This window comes from Clostridium thermopalmarium DSM 5974 (assembly GCF_002995795.1).
GTDB lineage: Bacteria > Bacillota > Clostridia > Clostridiales > Clostridiaceae > Clostridium_H > Clostridium_H thermopalmarium.
The window spans coordinates 1-17,278 of the sequence record NZ_PVXN01000031.1; the positions used below are offsets into that span (position 1 = coordinate 1).

11 protein-coding genes and 2 rRNA genes are annotated in these 17,278 nt (G+C 33.1%); 12 read left to right on the forward strand and 1 reads right to left on the reverse strand.

What is annotated here, in order from left to right; translation table 11 throughout:
* The 9 genes from CPAL_RS06455 to ade all read left to right on the forward strand — a co-directional run.
* Positions 1 to 1,027: ribosomal RNA gene (locus tag CPAL_RS06455) — 23S ribosomal RNA — on the forward strand; the annotation flags it as partial.
* A gap of 48 nt (positions 1,028 to 1,075) precedes the next feature.
* Positions 1,076 to 1,192: ribosomal RNA gene (gene rrf / locus CPAL_RS06460) — 5S ribosomal RNA — on the forward strand.
* Positions 1,193 to 1,417: 225 nt separating this feature from the next.
* A complete protein-coding gene (locus CPAL_RS06465; RefSeq protein ID WP_061858207.1) occupies positions 1,418 to 2,392 on the forward strand; it encodes a tocopherol cyclase family protein in 975 nt (324 codons plus the stop codon).
* 411 nt (positions 2,393 to 2,803) lie between these two features.
* Positions 2,804 to 4,015, forward strand: a complete 1,212-nt coding sequence (gene dpaL / locus CPAL_RS06470) for a diaminopropionate ammonia-lyase (protein WP_061858208.1) — start codon at positions 2,804 to 2,806, stop codon at positions 4,013 to 4,015.
* Between the two features lie 56 nt (positions 4,016 to 4,071).
* Positions 4,072 to 5,388 carry a YgeY family selenium metabolism-linked hydrolase gene (locus CPAL_RS06475; protein ID WP_061858209.1) on the forward strand — a complete coding sequence of 439 codons (1,317 nt, stop codon included), beginning with the start codon at positions 4,072 to 4,074 and terminating at the stop codon, positions 5,386 to 5,388.
* 36 nt (positions 5,389 to 5,424) lie between these two features.
* The gene (gene ygeW / locus CPAL_RS06480) at positions 5,425 to 6,618 is read left to right on the forward strand and encodes a knotted carbamoyltransferase YgeW (protein ID WP_061858210.1); all 1,194 of its coding nucleotides are present in this window, start codon (positions 5,425 to 5,427) and stop codon (positions 6,616 to 6,618) included.
* A gap of 35 nt (positions 6,619 to 6,653) precedes the next feature.
* A complete protein-coding gene (arcC, locus tag CPAL_RS06485; RefSeq protein WP_106024285.1) occupies positions 6,654 to 7,583 on the forward strand; it encodes a carbamate kinase in 930 nt (309 codons plus the stop codon).
* A gap of 413 nt (positions 7,584 to 7,996) precedes the next feature.
* Positions 7,997 to 9,280 carry an NCS2 family permease gene (locus CPAL_RS06490; RefSeq protein ID WP_106024319.1) on the forward strand — a complete coding sequence of 428 codons (1,284 nt, stop codon included), beginning with the start codon at positions 7,997 to 7,999 and terminating at the stop codon, positions 9,278 to 9,280.
* Between the two features lie 149 nt (positions 9,281 to 9,429).
* Entirely contained in the window at positions 9,430 to 11,124 is a 1,695-nt protein-coding gene (gene ade / locus CPAL_RS06495) for an adenine deaminase (protein WP_106024286.1), read from the forward strand.
* 60 nt (positions 11,125 to 11,184) lie between these two features.
* On the opposite strand, the gene CPAL_RS06500 is transcribed toward ade, so the two are convergent.
* Complete coding sequence (locus CPAL_RS06500; protein ID WP_106024287.1) at positions 11,185 to 12,549, reverse strand: 8-oxoguanine deaminase; 1,365 nt, start codon at positions 12,547 to 12,549, stop codon at positions 11,185 to 11,187.
* A 312-nt stretch (positions 12,550 to 12,861) separates the two neighbouring features.
* Between CPAL_RS06500 and CPAL_RS06505 the strand changes: the two genes are divergently transcribed.
* From CPAL_RS06505 to CPAL_RS06515, 3 genes are all read left to right on the forward strand, one after another.
* Complete coding sequence (locus tag CPAL_RS06505) at positions 12,862 to 13,884, forward strand: molybdopterin-binding protein (protein WP_106024288.1); 1,023 nt, start codon at positions 12,862 to 12,864, stop codon at positions 13,882 to 13,884.
* 64 nt (positions 13,885 to 13,948) lie between these two features.
* Positions 13,949 to 15,691 carry a sigma-54-dependent Fis family transcriptional regulator gene (locus CPAL_RS06510; protein ID WP_061858330.1) on the forward strand — a complete coding sequence of 581 codons (1,743 nt, stop codon included), beginning with the start codon at positions 13,949 to 13,951 and terminating at the stop codon, positions 15,689 to 15,691.
* A gap of 277 nt (positions 15,692 to 15,968) precedes the next feature.
* On the forward strand, positions 15,969 to 17,267 hold the full coding sequence (locus CPAL_RS06515) for an amidohydrolase family protein (protein ID WP_242862623.1): 1,299 nt from the start codon (positions 15,969 to 15,971) through the stop codon (positions 17,265 to 17,267).
* The last annotated feature ends 11 nt before the right edge of the window (positions 17,268 to 17,278 follow it).

The window sequence follows — 17,278 nt, forward strand, 5'->3', positions numbered from 1 at the left end:
GCGAAGCTATGAACTTAAGCCCCAGTAAACGGCGGCCGTAACTATAACGGTCCTAAGGTAGCGAAATTCCTTGTCGGGTAAGTTCCGACCCGCACGAATGGCGTAATGATTTGGGCACTGTCTCGGCAGCAAATCCGGTGAAATTGTAGTGCAAGTGAAGATGCTTGCTACCCGCGGTTGGACGGAAAGACCCCGTAGAGCTTTACTGTAGCTTAGCATTGAATTTCGGTATTGTCTGTACAGGATAGGTGGGAGACTTAGAAGTAGGGACGTCAGTCTCTATGGAGTCGTCCTTGGGATACCACCCTGACAGTACTGGAATTCTAACTGGAGGCCATGAATCTGGTCACAGGACATTGTTAGGTGGGCAGTTTGACTGGGGCGGTCGCCTCCTAAAAGGTAACGGAGGCGCCCAAAGGTTCCCTCAGCGCGGTCGGAAATCGCGCGTAGAGTGTAAAGGCAGAAGGGAGCCTGACTGCGACACATACAGGTGGAGCAGGGACGAAAGTCGGGCTTAGTGATCCGGTGGTTCTGTATGGAAGGGCCATCGCTCAACGGATAAAAGCTACCTCGGGGATAACAGGCTGATCTCCCCCAAGAGTCCACATCGACGGGGAGGTTTGGCACCTCGATGTCGGCTCGTCGCATCCTGGGGCTGTAGTCGGTCCCAAGGGTTGGGCTGTTCGCCCATTAAAGCGGCACGCGAGCTGGGTTCAGAACGTCGTGAGACAGTTCGGTCCCTATCCGCCGTGGGCGTAGGAAATTTGAGAGGAGCTGTCCTTAGTACGAGAGGACCGGGATGGACTGACCTCTGGTGCACCAGTTGTTCCGCCAGGAGCACAGCTGGGTAGCTATGTCAGGAAGGGATAAACGCTGAAAGCATCTAAGCGTGAAGCCCACCTCAAGATTAGATTTCCCATAGTTTAACTAGTAAGATCCCTGGAAGACTACCAGGTTGATAGGTCAGAGGTGTAAGTGCAGTAATGCATTAAGCTGACTGATACTAATAGATCGAGGACTTGATCAAATAATGCACTGTGCAATTTTGAGAGAACAAAATTCTTTTAAAATAATATCTGGTGGTTATAGCTTGAAGGTAACACCCGTTCCCATTCCGAACACGAAGGTTAAGCTTCAAAGCGCCGATGGTACTGCACTGGAGACGGTGTGGAAGAGTAGGTCGCTGCCAGGTAAGAATAAAACACTAAGAAATTTCTTAGTGTTTTTTGTTTATACGTAAAACCACCTGTTTAAAATATAAATATGTAAACAGACATTTTTGGTGTAGAGGATTCTAAATAAAAATGGAGAATAAAAAATTTAAAAGTATAAAAATCTTGAAATGAGATAAAACTAATTTTTAAGATTTACTGGGGGGATGCTTTTAATGAGGAGAATATAAAAAGGAGATAAGCATATGCTAGGATATATAAGAAATCCTGATTTATACCATGGAGAAAATAAAAAATCTAATTTTTTCGAAGGGTGGTATTTTAAGCTTGTACATCCTAAAAAGGAACTCATATATGCATTCATACCAGGAATATTTTTATCGGATAAAAGGGAATATTCTCATAGTTTTATTCAGGTGATTAAAGCAAAAGAGAGTAGTTTTGAATATATAAAGTTTGAAAAAGATGATTTTAGAGCAAGAAAATCAGAATTTCATATAGATATAGGAGAAAATTCTTTTTCTCTTAACAAGATGAAGTTAAATATAAAATGCAAAGAGGATAGTTTTTTTGGAACTTTATATTTTAAAGATATTGTAAAATGGCCAGATAGTTTTATTAATCCAGGTAGTATGGGCTTTTATAACTATTTGAACTTTATGCAATGTTATAGCCAGGTGTGTGCTCTTCATGGCAATATTGTTGGAAGCATTAGGATTAATCATAAGATAGTAGATTTTACAGGCGGAAAGCTATATGTGGAGAAGAACTGGGGGAAGAATTTTCCGTATTCTTATATTTGGATTCAAGGAAACTGCTTTGAAAATGGAGAGGTATCTCTTTCATGTTCTATAGGTCATGTACCATTTTTATTCACTAGTTTTACAGGATTTTTAATAGGAATATATGTAAATGGTGAGTTCTATAAGTTTACCACTATAAATAGAAGCACTATTTCAATTAACTTTGAAGAAAAAAAGCTATTTGTAGAAGCCAGTAATAAGGATTATTTTCTTAAAGTTGAAGTGTTAAATAAAGAGGGAACATTTATGAATCTATATGCACCTAGAGATAATAGTATGGTGCCTATAGCAAGAGAAAGCTTACAAGGAAGTTTAATTGTTAATCTTTATGATAAGAAAAAAGATTGTATGATTTTTAAAGGTAAATGCTCTTATGCTGGGATTGAGTTTTCAGGTGATTATAAAAATTTAGTGTGAAATCAATTTTTATAGATATTTTTAAATTATCTTCCATTTGCTTTCTTTTATCAATACCTAACTTGTAAAAATAATCTTATGAATTTTTATTATTAAAATGATAATTATAAAAAATATACATAGAATGTTTCCCAATGTTTTAATTATCATAATGATATTTATTATCATTATGATAATCATGTAACTATCTTACTATTAAAATTTTAAGTTAAAAAAGGAAGTTTTTAACTTAATTAGTTCTCTTATATTTTTTATAGAATAGTGAAAAGCAGGCGTATATGCCTGCTTTTTTGCTATTCATATATTTTTTATTTACATAAAAGGTAATAAATTTGAAATATATATAAACTTGGCATAATAGTTGCTTTGAGTAATATATGTGAATTACGAAAGGAGGAAGGAATTAAAGCAATGATCAAAAAAGTAAAATGGAAAGCTAATACAATAAAGGTAGATAAAAAAGTGGACATATCTTTTTTAAGCAAGAAAGAAATAGGAATAGTAAAAAAATTTCATGAAAGTTTTCCGCAGTATTCAAGAACACCTTTAGTAAGTTTAGATAATTTGTCAAAAAAGCTTGGAGTTGGAGGCATATATATAAAAGATGAGTCTTATAGATTTGGACTTAACGCTTTTAAGGTACTTGGTGGCTCTTTTGCAATGTCAAAGTATCTTGCTAAAAGAACGGGAAAAGACATTTCTGAGCTTAGTTTTGAAAAGCTAACATCTGAGGAAGTTAGAAAGGAATTAGGAGAGATTACTTTTGCAACTACAACGGATGGTAATCATGGAAGAGGAGTTGCATGGACTGCAAATCAGTTAAAACAAAAGTCTGTGGTATATATGCCAAAGGGATCATCACAGACAAGGCTTGAAAATATCAGAAAAGAAGGGGCAACTGCTTCCATTTTAGACATGAATTATGATGATGCTGTTAGATTTACTGCTGAGCAGGCTGAAAAGTATGGATGGGTTGTAGTTCAAGATACTGCATGGGAAGGATATGAGGAAATACCAACATGGATAATGCAGGGCTATGGAACTATGGCATATGAAGCTTTAGAGCAATTACAGGAATATGGAGTAGAAAGACCTACACATATATTTATTCAAGCTGGAGTTGGTTCTCTTGCTGGTGCAGTACAAGGATTTTTTGCATCTGTATTTGAAGATAATGTACCAATAACATTAATTGCAGAAGCAGATGAAGCAGCTTGCTTTTATAAATCAGTCGTAGCAGGAGATGGAAATCCAAGAGTAGTTGGTGGGGACATGCCAACTATAATGGCAGGACTCGCATGTGGAGAACCAAATGTAATAGGTTGGGAAGTATTGAAATCTTATAGCAGTGTATTTGCAGCATGTCCTGATTGGGTAGCTGCTAGCGGTATGAGAATACTAGGGAATCCACTTAAAGGAGACGAAAGGGTAATTTCTGGTGAATCAGGAGCAGTAACCCTTGGATTACTTAATGCTATTCTTACAAGAGAAGAATACTCAGATTTAAGAAGAGAGTTAAAACTTGATGAAAATTCAAAAATATTGCTATTCAGTACAGAAGGAGATACTGATCCTGATAAATATCGTCATATAGTATGGGATGGAGAATACCCATCATATTAATTAGAAAGACATAATATTAAAATATATCATAATAATTTTAGGAAAGAGGGATAAAAATGGATTTTAATAAGATAAAAGCAGCTTCAGAAGCTTATTTACCACAAATGACAAAATTTTTACGTGACCTTATTAGAATTCCAGGAGAAAGTTGTGGAGAAAAAGAGGTCATAAATAGAATTGCAGAAGAGATGAGAGCACTTGATTTTGATAAGGTTGATATAGATCCAATGGGTAATATTCTTGGATTTATGGGAAATGGGGAAAAATTAGTTGCTTTTGATGCACATATAGATACTGTAGGTATTGGAAATATAAGTAACTGGAGCTTTGATCCATATGAAGGATATGAAAATGATGAAGAAATAGGTGGCCGTGGCGCTTCAGACCAATTAGGTGGTATAGTATCAGCAGTATATGGAGCCAAGATAATGAAAGATCTTGAATTGTTAAATGATAAGTACACTGTATTGGTAACAGGAACAATTCAAGAAGAAGACTGTGATGGTCTTTGCTGGGAATATATTATCAAGGAAGATAAGATAAGGCCAGATTTTGTAGTTTCTACAGAACCTACTGATGGCGGTATATGTCGTGGACAACGCGGACGTATGGAAATCCGTGTTGATGTTAAAGGAACTTCTTGTCATGGCTCAGCACCAGAACGTGGAGATAATGCTATTTATAAAATGGCTGATATACTTCAAGACATTCGTGCACTTAATGATAATGATGCTGGTGATGATAAAGAAATTAAAGGATTAGTAAAGATGCTAGATGAAAAATATAATCCTCAATGGAAGGAAGCTCGTTTCTTAGGACGGGGTACCATTGCTACATCAGAAATTTTCTTTACTTCTCCAAGCCGCTGTGCAGTAGCTGATTCATGTTCAATATCTTTAGATCGTCGTATGACAGCTGGTGAAACTTGGGAAAGTTGCTTAGAAGAAATTCGTCAGCTTCCATCTGTTAAAAAATATGGAGCAGTTGTAAGCATGTATAAATATAAGAGACCAAGCTTTACAGGTCTAGTATACCCAATTGAATGTTATTTCCCAACTTGGGTAATTCCAGAAGATCACCCTGTAACAAAAGCATTAAAAGAGACATATGAAAATCTTTATGGAACAACACGTATAGGGGCTAGAGAAACTGAAACAATGAGAAAGGCACGCCCACTAATTGATAAATGGACATTTTCAACTAATGGTGTTTCTATTATGGGACGTAATGGAATTCCATGTATAGGTTTTGGACCTGGAGCTGAAGCACAGGCACATGCTCCAAATGAAAAGACATGGAAAGAAGATTTGGTTAAATGTGCAGCAGTTTATGCAGCACTTCCAACAATATATGTAAATAATTTAAAAAAGTAATAGAAAATAATAAACAGGTTGATGGGGGAGTAGTATATGTTGAATATTGAGAAATTTATAAATAAATTAGATACTCTTGATTTTAAGAATATGTATGAAAATGACTTTTTTCTTACATGGGAAAAAACAGATGATGAACTTGAAGCTGTATTTACAGTAGCAGATGCATTACGTCATTTAAGAGAGAATAACAAGTCTACTCGTATTTTTGATAGTGGGCTTGGAATTTCATTATTCCGTGACAACTCAACTCGTACTCGTTTCAGCTTTGCTAGTGCTTGTAATCTTTTAGGACTTGAGGTTCAAGACTTGGATGAAGGAAAATCACAAATGGCTCATGGGGAAACTGTTCGTGAAACTGCTAACATGATTTCATTTATGGCTGATGTAATTGGAATTCGTGATGATATGTATATAGGAAAAGGTAATGCTTATATGCGTGAAGTGTCAAATGCTGTGAAGGAAGGACATAAGGCTGGTGTTTTAGAACAAAGACCAACTCTTGTTAATCTTCAATGCGACATTGACCATCCAACTCAAACAATGGCAGATATGCTTTCTATAATTCATCATTTTGGTGGAGTAGAAAATCTTAAGGGTAAAAAGCTAGCTATGACTTGGGCTTACTCACCATCTTATGGAAAACCACTTTCAGTGCCACAAGGTATTATTGGACTTATGACTCGTTTTGGAATGGAAGTTGTACTTGCTCATCCAGAAGGGTATGAAGTAATGCCAGAAGTTGAAGAAATAGCTAAGAAAAATGCAAAAGTTTCAGGCGGAAGCTTTAAAAAGACTAATAGCATGGCAGAAGCTTTTGAAAATGCAGATATAGTATATCCAAAGAGCTGGGCGCCATTTGCAGCTATGGAAAAGAGAACTCAGCTTTATGGAGAAGGAAATTTTGAAGGCATAAATGCTCTTGAAAAGGAACTTCTTGCTCAAAATGCTGAGCATAAGGATTGGGAATGTACAGAGGAATTAATGAAGATAACTAAGAATGGAAAAGCTCTTTATATGCATTGTTTACCTGCAGATATTACAGGAGTTAGCTGCATTAAAGGAGAGGTTGAGGCCTCAGTATTTGATCGCTATAGAGTTCCTCTATACAAGGAAGCTAGCTATAAACCATATATAATTGCTGCTATGATATTCTTAAGCAAGATTAAAAATCCTCAAAAGGTTCTAAGACAACTTGCAAGTAGCAATAGAACAAGAAAGTTTGAATAATATAAGTGCTAATAAGTTTATAGGAGAGTACAGCTATGAAGAAAAGAATAGTAATTGCACTTGGGGGAAATGCACTGGGCAGTAATCTTTCTGAACAGATGAAGGCTGTAAAAACAACTTCGAAGGCTATTGTGGATCTTATAGAAGAAGGATATGAAGTAGTAGTAGCACATGGCAATGGCCCACAGGTAGGTATGATTAATCTTGCTTTTGAAGCTGCGGTCAGGTCGGAAGTCATTAAGGATAATATACCTATGTCTGTATGTGTGGCAATGAGTCAAGGGTATATTGGATATGATCTGCAAAATGCATTGAGAGAAGAAATGTTAAATAGGGGGCTTAATGTCCCGGTTTCAAGCATTATAAGTCAAGTCGTTGTAGATAAAAATGATCCAGCCTTTAAAAACCCAACAAAGCCTATAGGTTCTTTCTATTCAAAGAAAGAAGCTGAGGAAATGATTCAAAAAGGCTATATACTAAAAGAAGATGCTGGTCGTGGATATAGAAGAGTAGTTGCATCTCCAAAACCAGTTGATATTGTAGAAAAGGAGACTATAAAAGCTTTATTAAATTCAGGACAACTTGTGATTGCAGTTGGTGGAGGAGGAATCCCTGTAATAAAAGATGGAAATCATCTAAAAGGAGCAAATGCAGTAGTTGATAAAGATTTTGCAAGTTCAAAACTTGCACAGTTAATAGATGCGGATTTTCTTGTTATACTTACTGCTGTAGAAAAAGTAGCTATTAACTTTGGAAAAGAAAATGAAATGTGGCTGGATGAACTTACGATAGATGAAGCAAAAAAGTATATAGAGCAAGGACATTTTGCTCCTGGCTCTATGCTTCCTAAGATTGAAGCTGCTATAGAATTTGTAAACTCAGGAAGCAATAGAAAAGCCCTTATTACATTACTTGAAAAAGCAAAGTGTGGAATAGAAGGAAAAACAGGAACAATTATTAAGTAATATATAGAAGTTTTTAAACATATTATTTAAGAGCGTAAATAGATTTATAAAATTAGGTCTATTTACGTTCTTTTAGATTATTTAAGCATATCAAAATGATAAAATTTATTGTTTTGATAAAGAATATAATAGTGTATATATACTTAATATTAAGCTTTAAAAAGTTTTAACATATTATCAATGTGATAACTGAAAGATAAAAAGGTGAATTAAAAGTATTTATACATAAAGAAGTTTGTTTAAATTTTAACTTGGCATTTATATTGCTAGTAAAATAATAAAAACATTTTTAATACCATTATTATAAAGGAGGGGTAATTTTGAATGGCAATACGGAAATCGTTAACACAAAAGAAGGATTTTTAGAAAAGTTTTTCAAGCTAAAGGATAGTAATACAAATGTGAAAACGGAAATGGTAGCTGGTCTTACTACATTCTTAACTATGGCATACATTATAGCGGTTAATCCATCATTTTTATCAACAACAGGTATGCCTAAGGAAGCTATACTTACAGCTACTTGTCTTTCAGCAGGAATCACAACTATCTTAATGGGGATTTATGCTAATCTACCTTTTGCTTTAGCCTCTGGTATGGGACTTAATGCATTCTTTGCTTTTTCTGTATGTGGCGCTATGAAAATTCCTTGGCAGATTGCTTTAACAGCAGTATTTGCGGAAGGAATAATATTTATTATTCTTTCAGTAACCAATGTTAGAGAATTAGTAGTCAATTCTATTCCAATAACTTTAAAAATAGCTGTTAGCGGAGGAATTGGATTATTTATTGCACTTGTAGGACTTGAAGGAGCTAAAATAGTTGTAAATGAAGATTCTACTTTAGTTACTTTAGGAACTTTTAGAGATCCAAGAGCTGTTATAGCAGTAATCGGTATAGTAATTATAGGAGTTTTAGTTTATAAAAAGGTAAAAGGTGCAATGCTTTGGGGAATTTTAGCATGTACTGTTTTATCTTGGATATATGCTCTTATTATTGGACCAGCAAAAGCGGCTGAACTATATGAAATATACTTACCAAGTGAAATTTTTGCTTTCCATGGTATAGGACCTATAGCTGGTAAATTAGATTTCTCAGTGTTTACTTATGGTGAAGGAATTTTTACATTTATATCTGTATTATTAACTTTCTTATTTGTGGATTTCTTTGACACAGTAGGAACATTGGTAGGAGTTGCTTCAAAGGTTAATATGATAGATAAAAGTGGAAAAGTGCTAAGGGCCAATAGAGCTTTATTAGTAGATGCTATTGGAACAACCATGGGAGCTTTAATGGGTGTATCTACAGTTACAACTTATGTTGAAAGTTCAGCAGGAGTTGCTGAAGGAGGAAGAACAGGTCTTACAGCTGTAACAACAGGAATATTATTTATTCTTTCTATGTTCTTAGCACCTATATTTATTGCAATTCCTAGCTGTGCAACTGCACCAGCACTTGTAATAGTAGGATTATTCATGATGCAAAATATAACACAAATTGACTTCTATGATTATGCAGAAGCAATACCAGCTTTCTTAACAATAATATTAATGCCATTAACATACAGCATAGCAACTGGATTAATGTTTGGAGTTATTGCTTATGTTATATTCAATTTATTTGCAAAGAAGGCAAATAATATTTCACCTACTATTTATATTCTTGCCCTGATATTCATAATAAAACTAGCTGTTACGTAAGTAAAAAATAAGAGGCTTGTAGCATTATGATGCTAGTTTGCTCATTTAAGATAGCAGAATGACTTCCTACAAAAGCTTTGCTTAGATGGAGTTTAAGACTCCATCTAAGTTTTTGATTAATAAACATCTTATGAGTAAAGGAGAGGATTATGAATAAGTTAAAATATAATTTTAAAACTGCACTTAGAAATTGTAAGGCAGACCTTGTCCTAAAAAATGCTTTTATTATAAATGTGTTTGATGGCAGCATAGATTATGGAAATATAGCTATAAATGGAGATACAATAGTTGGAATTGGAGATTATGAGGGAAATGAAGAAATAGACTGTAAAAACTGTTATATAGCTCCAGGATTTATAGATACTCATGTTCACATAGAGTCTTCAAAGGTTACTCCACAGATATTTTCTCGCATTTTAATTAAAAAAGGAGTAACTACGTGTATAGCTGATCCTCATGAGATAGCTAATGTTCTAGGTGAGGATGGAATAAGTTTTATGATAAAGGATTCTAAAAAAAGTGTTATAGATATATTCTTTATGATGCCATCTTGTGTTCCAGCTGTAGAATTTGAAGATAATGGAGCTGTACTAAATTCTAAAAAACTAAAAAAGTTTGTAAATAATGAAAAGGTATTAGGACTTGGAGAAGTAATGGATGTGCCAGCCGTTGTATATGGAAAAGATGATATGTTGAAAAAAATAGAATTATTTAAAGATAAGCATATAGATGGACACTGCCCTAATATAGATGAATACTGGCTAAATGCATATTTAAATGCTGGAATTACCACTGATCATGAATGTACAACTCCAGAAGAAGCTATTAGAAAAGTAAAAAAGGGCATGTATGTTATGTTAAGACAAGGCTCTGCAGCAAAAAATTTAGAAGATTTATTGCCAGCTGTAAATAATAATAACTTCCACAAATTTTTATTCTGCACAGATGACAAGGATATAGTAGATTTGGTAGAAACGGGATCAATAGATGAATGCATTAGGCTAGCTATAAAAGGTGGAATAGATCCTGTTAAGGCAATTATTATAGCAACTTTAAATGGAGCTCAATGCTATGGAATTAAAAATAGAGGAGCGGTTGCACCAGGATATAAGGCAGATTTAGTTATATTGGAAGATTTAAAAGAAGTAAAAGTTAAAGATGTAATTAAAAATGGAAAGATTTATAAAGAAGAGATGGCAGAGGATTTCGATGGAAATTTAGGAAATTCCATGAACATAAGTTATATAGATAAAAAAGTTTTTAAGATAAAGGCTAAGTCTAATAAAATAAATGTTATAAAGGTTATTAAAAATTCTATTGAAACAAAGAAGTGCATAAGAGAAGTAACTATTAAAGATGAATATGTAGATTCAGTAATTTCGAAAGATGCCCTTAAGATAGGTGTGTTTGAGAGACATAAACATACAGGAAGATATTCCATTGGATTTATAGAAGGATTAGGCTTAAGAAATTGTTCTATAGCCCAAACAATAGCTCATGACTCTCATAATATTATAGTAGTTGGTGATAATGATGAGGATATGCAAGTTGCCGTAAATAGAGTTATTTCTATTGGTGGAGGAATTGTTGCAGTATCTAATGGAGAGATTTTAGATGAATTAAGTCTGCCTTTTGGAGGACTTATGACTTCTAAGAAAGTAGACTTTGTTATAAATAAAATAAAAAGCTTAAATAGAATTTGTAAAAGTTACGGAAATGATGAAGAGTTAAATGTATTTTTAACTATAGGCTTTATGGCACTTCCTGTAATACCAGAGGTAAGGATTACAACAAAAGGACTCTATGATTTTAATAAGAGAGAGTTTATAGATTTATTCTTATAGAAAAAAGAGTATCCCGTAAATTATGGGGTACTCTTTTTTCTATGGTTAGAGGGTATATAGCTATGATAAACTTCTTTGAAGTTTTATCAAATCGCTGGCAATTTTATGAGCTTCTAGTCTAACTTTCTCACTGTCTATTGTTAGTAGATTACCATCTTTAACTACAACTTTTCCATTTACTATGGTCATTTTTACAAGACTTGTATTTCCACAAGTGACTAGTCCTACTAATGGGTCATGGCATCCAGCATAGGCAATATCATTAAGATCAAAGAGCACAATATCTGCGGCCATATCTTCTTTTAGTATACCTATGTCATCTCTTCCTAAAACTTCAGCACCACCTCTTGTAGCCAATTTTAAAATATCATAAGCATTTAATCCATCATATCCATATTTTAGGTGATTTAAGAGGTATGCTCGTCTTATTTCTTCCCACATATTAGAACCATCATTAGAAGCACTTCCATCTACAGCAATGCTTAATTTTACTCCAGCATTTATTAAGTCATTAGTTGGGCATATTCCGCTGGAAAGTTTCATATTGGATGAAGGACAATGAGCCACTCCAGAGCCTTTTAACATTTTCATTTCTTCTAAGTTAAGGTGAATTACATGAGCAAACCACACATCTGGGCCTGTCCAACCTAGATCTACCATAAGTTCTACTGGTCTTCTTCCATACATATCTAAGCAGAATTGTTCTTCATCCTTAGTTTCAGCAAGATGGGTATGAAGCATTACGCCTTTTTTTCTTGCAAGATCTCTTGATTCAACCATTAATTCTTTAGTTACTGAAAATGGAGAACAAGGGGCAAGAGCAATTCTGTGCATGGCAAATTTACTGTTGTCATGATATTTATCTATAAGTCTTTCGGAATCTTCAAGTATTTCATCGGAACTTTGTACTACTGAATCAGGTGGTAATCCACCTTCACTTTTTCCACGAGACATGGAACCGCGAGTTGCATGGAAACGAATGCCTATCTCGGAGGCTGCCTTTATCTGTTCATCTATTAATGTACTAGGCTGATTTTTAGGGAATACGTAATGATGATCCATGGAAGTAGTACAACCGGTTCTTAATAATTCACTGAAACCTACTAGGGCTCCATAATAAACGGCTTCTGGAGTTAAATGCTTCCAGAATTCATATAGTCCCGTAAGCCAAGGAAAGAGAGGCATTTCCTGAACTTCTTGTATTCCTCTAAAAAGAGTTTGATAAAGGTGATGATGGGTATTTACAAAGCCAGGTAAAGCTAAAAGTCCTGTACAGTCTATTATCTCTGTTCCTTCTTCAACAGTTAGGTTTTTACCTATGGATTCAATTTTTCTACCATTAACTAATATATCTACTTCTTTAAGTACTTCATCTTTATCGTTAAAAGTAACTGCTTGGTAGATATTCTTTAATAGCAAAGACAATTAATTTCACTCCTTTCTTAAACTTGGATAAAATTTCATGCTAAGCATTTGAGTAAATTGAAAGTACGTATAGAACAGAAAATGGAGCAATAATATGAATTGATTACAATATTGAGAAATATTGAAAACAATTACATCAATATCATTTTACCAAAATATGTAAAACAAGTCAACGTTATAAAATTGATAAACAAATGAGATAATTTTATCAGTTCCCTAAAAAGAAGCTTAAATGTAAATAAATGGTTTATTTTGAATTTGTTAGAGCATTATTCGAAATATATAATTAAAATAAAAAAAGGTGGGATAAAAATGAAAAGTGTTAAAGTTGAAGAAGCGGTAGGTTCAGTTTTAGGACATGATTTAACTATGATAATTCCAGGAAAGTATAAAGGAGCAGCTTTTAAAAAGGGACATGTCATAAAAGAAGAAGATATAGAAGTTTTAAAAAGCATGGGTAAAAATCATATAAATATAATAGAATTATCTGATGAAAAACTTCATGAAGATGAAGCTGCTAAAAGGATTGGAAAAGCAGCCATTGGAGAAGGAATATATTTATCAGAGCCGTCAGAAGGAAAAGTTTTGCTTAAATCAAAACATAGAGGCATTATTAAGATAAATTTAAAAAGTTTAAATGCTGTAAACAATGTAGATAAAGTCAGTCTTGCTACACGGCATAATAACATATTAGTAGAAAAGGATGAAGTTATAGGTGCTACTAGAATTATTCCTCTAGTTATAGAGGAAGGGAATATAAAGAAAGTAGAAGATATATGCCAAAAGATTGGTAAGGTAGTTTGTATAAAAGAGTTACAAGTTTTAAAAGTAGGAGTTATTATAACAGGAACTGAAGTGTACGAAGGAAGAATAAAAGATAAGTTTGCTCCTATTTTAAAGGATAAGATTCAATATTATGGAGGAGAATTGCTTGAAATAAAGTATGCTCCCGATAATAGAGAAAAGATAGAAGAAGGAATGAGAAATTTAATTGAATTTGGAGCAGATATAGTTCTTGCAACAGGAGGAATGTCTGTAGATGCGGATGATGTGACTCCAATAGCTATAAAAAATATTTCAGACAAGGTAGTGTCTTATGGGGTACCTGCTCTACCGGGAAATATGCTTATGCTTGCTTATTTTAAAGATATACCTATTATTGGAATACCAGCAGGAGCATTATATTGTAAAATTACTTCTTTTGATTTATTATTCCCAAGAATAATGGCAGGAGATAAAATACAAAAACAAGATATTATATCATTAAGCCACGGAGGGGTTTGCTTGCAGTGCAAGGAATGTATATATCCTAATTGCGTTTTTGGAAAGGCTTAGAATTAAGCTTAAAAGGAGTGAATAATTATTGTCATCTATCTTAAAAGGTATACAAAGACCTGTTATGAAATATGCAAATATAATATCAAAGGTTTTAAAAGTAGAGGTGGAAATAGCAGATAGCGATTTAATAAGGATTGCAGGCACTGGAATATACAAAAATAAAATAAACAGAAGTATGTCTAAAGAAGGGTATGTGTATAAAACTGCTTTAAAAACAGGAAAATTACAAATAATAAATAACCCAGGTAAAGATGAGCTGTGTTTTCCATGTCCTAAACGAGATATTTGTGAAGAAAAGTTTGAAATGTGTACTCCTATAAAGTTAGGTAGCGAAATAATAGGAGTAATTGGCCTTGTTTGTACTGATGAATTCCAAAAGGAACGCTTGATGAATGATTTTGAGACATCAAAAAGCTTTCTTGAACAAATATCTGATTTCATAAGCATAACTGCTTATGAAAATATAGAAAAATCAAGAGAACAGACTTTGTTGAAATCTCTTAATTTTGTAATAGACAAAATGGATGAAGGTATTATAATTCTAAATAAAAACAATAAGGTAGTTCAAATAAATAGAAAAGCAGTTAACTTATTAAACTTCGTAGACAGCAGTTTTATAGATGAAGTAAAGCTTCAAGAGTTAGACAGCAGTAACAAAGGTTCTAAAGAATATAAGGTGATGATAGGAAAACAAGTGTTTTATTTTCAAGGTGATGTTTATCCTATGAATTTGAACGAAAGTTATTTTGATAGACTGTTTATTTTTAGAGAAATAAAAAAAGCAAAATCAGATATTGTTTATCATAAGGAAGCAAGAGAAAGAATTTATGTAAAGGATATATTGGGAAATTGTGATGCTATAGAATCTCTAAAAAAGAAGATAAAGAAAATTGCTTTATCTTCTTCTACTGTTTTAATCCTAGGTGAGAGTGGAACAGGTAAAGAAATGTTTGCAAGAGCTATACATAATGAGGGCAATAGAAAAAATGAACCATTTATAGCAATTAACTGTGCTGCTATACCAGATGCACTACTAGAAAGCGAATTGTTTGGATACGAAAAAGGAGCTTTTACAGGTGCAAATGCAGGGGGAAGAGTTGGAAAATTTGAGCTTGCAAATAAAGGAACTATATTTTTAGATGAAATAGGAGACATGCCTATGCATCTCCAAACAAAAATACTAAGAGTTCTCCAAGATAAAAGAATTATAAAAGTAGGATCTAATAAAGCTGTAGACATTGATGTTAGAGTAATAGCAGCAACTAACAAAAATTTAATAAAGCTTATAGAAGAAAACAAGTTCAGAGAAGATTTATACTACAGACTTAACGTAATTCCTTTCAATATACCTCCTTTAAGAGAAAGAATACAAGATATAAAAATTCTAGTTAACCATTTCATTGATAAATACACTAAGTTACTAAAGAAAGAATATTCCTCAATAATCATAGATGAAGAAGTATGGGAAGTTTTTCACCATTATTCATGGCCAGGAAATATTAGAGAATTAGAAAATGCTATAGAATTTATGATAAATATGCTGGGGCCAGATGGAAGATTAAGTTTAGATACTGTGCCTGAAAGCATACTTAATAATACTAGAAAGATAAAAAAAAGCGATAAAGACATACATCCAATAAAAGAATTAGAAAAAAAAGAAATTTTAAAGGCTCTGGAAATTTATGGAGTTTCCACTCAAAGCAAGAAAATCATTGCAAAAAAGTTGGGCATAGGTATAGCTACACTCTATAGAAAACTGGAGGAATATAATATTTATCAAAATGATAATAAGGGTAAGAATTAAACAAATATAATATTAGTCCAGTGTAAATATATTTTAACTTATCAAAATGGTAATTTTTATCAAAATAGTAATAAAAATAAACTCAATAATAATTTATTTTTTGTATCCAGTAGCCAGCTATAAGTAACTATGAATTTTATAATACAAAATTTAAGTATTAAGCTTTGTTAATTAGTTTGATAAATAATTATTGTTGTTAAAAAATAGAAAAGTTGGCATAAATAATGCTAAATAAAATTGGGTGTAAACAAGTTTTAGTTTATTCATTTAAACGGAGGTGAACGAATTGAAAGCACTAATTAATGCCTGTATTTATGATTTTCAGAATTTCAAGAAAGACCAATATGTTCTATTTGATTCTGAAATTAAAGAAGTAGGCAGTATGAAAAACTTCCCAGGAGCAGATGAGATATATGATTGCAGTCATACTTTAGTTATGCCAGGTCTTATTAATTGTCACACCCATATCTACTCTACTTTCTCTAGAGGTATGAACGTGCCTTTTAACCCTATTACATTCCAGGATATATTAAGTCAGCTTTGGTGGAGACTAGATGGAAAGCTTAATAAAAATGATGTGTATTATAGCGGACTTGTTTATGGAATTGATTGCGTAAAAAATGGAGTAACATCTATTATAGATCATCATGCTAGTGGTCTTGATATAAAAGGTACTCTAAATGAATTGAAAAAAGGTGTTTGCGATGATATAGGTCTTAGAGGAATATTTTGTTTTGAAACAAGTGATAGATTTAATATTGATGAGTGCATAGAAGAAAATTTAGAGTTTGCAAAAGGAAAAAGCGAAAAATATGCTGGATTATTTGGACTACACGCTTCTATGAGCTTAAGTGATGAAACATTAGATAAGGTATCAAGAAATATAGGAAATATACCAATTCATATTCATGTTGCAGAAAGCGAAGAGGACGAAATTCACAGCAAAAAAATTTATGGAAAGTACATTGTTGAGAGATTAGATGGTTTTAATTTATTAAAGAGTAATTCTATTTTAGCTCACTGTGTTCATATTAATGAGAAGGAAGCAGAGCTTATTTCAAAAAGAGGATGTTATATTGCAATGAATCCTACTTCTAATATGAACAATGCTGTAGGACTAGCTGATTATGAGATGATAAAGTCTTACGGAATTCCATGTATTATAGGAAATGATGGACTTGGAGTTAATATAACAAGGGATTTTTCAAATTTGGTATTTGCCATGAAGAATAGATTAAATGGACCTACAAAATTTGGATTAGATGACATGAACCAGTGTATTAACAATGGGTATAAATATATAAGCAATATTTTAAACATAAAGATTGGAAGAATAGAAAAAGGATATAAGGCTGATATGATAACGATTCCTTATATTCCGCCAACACCAATGGAAGATGATAATATACTAGGACATATATTCTTTGGAGTATTTGATAATTTCCATCCAAGAGATACTTGGTGTAATGGAGAGTGCCTTATGAGGAATTATAAGGTAAGTATAGACGATAAAAATATAGCCCTAGAGGCTGAGAAGTTAGCAGAAAAGCTTTGGAATAGGATAAATAAAGATTAATTTTAATTAGG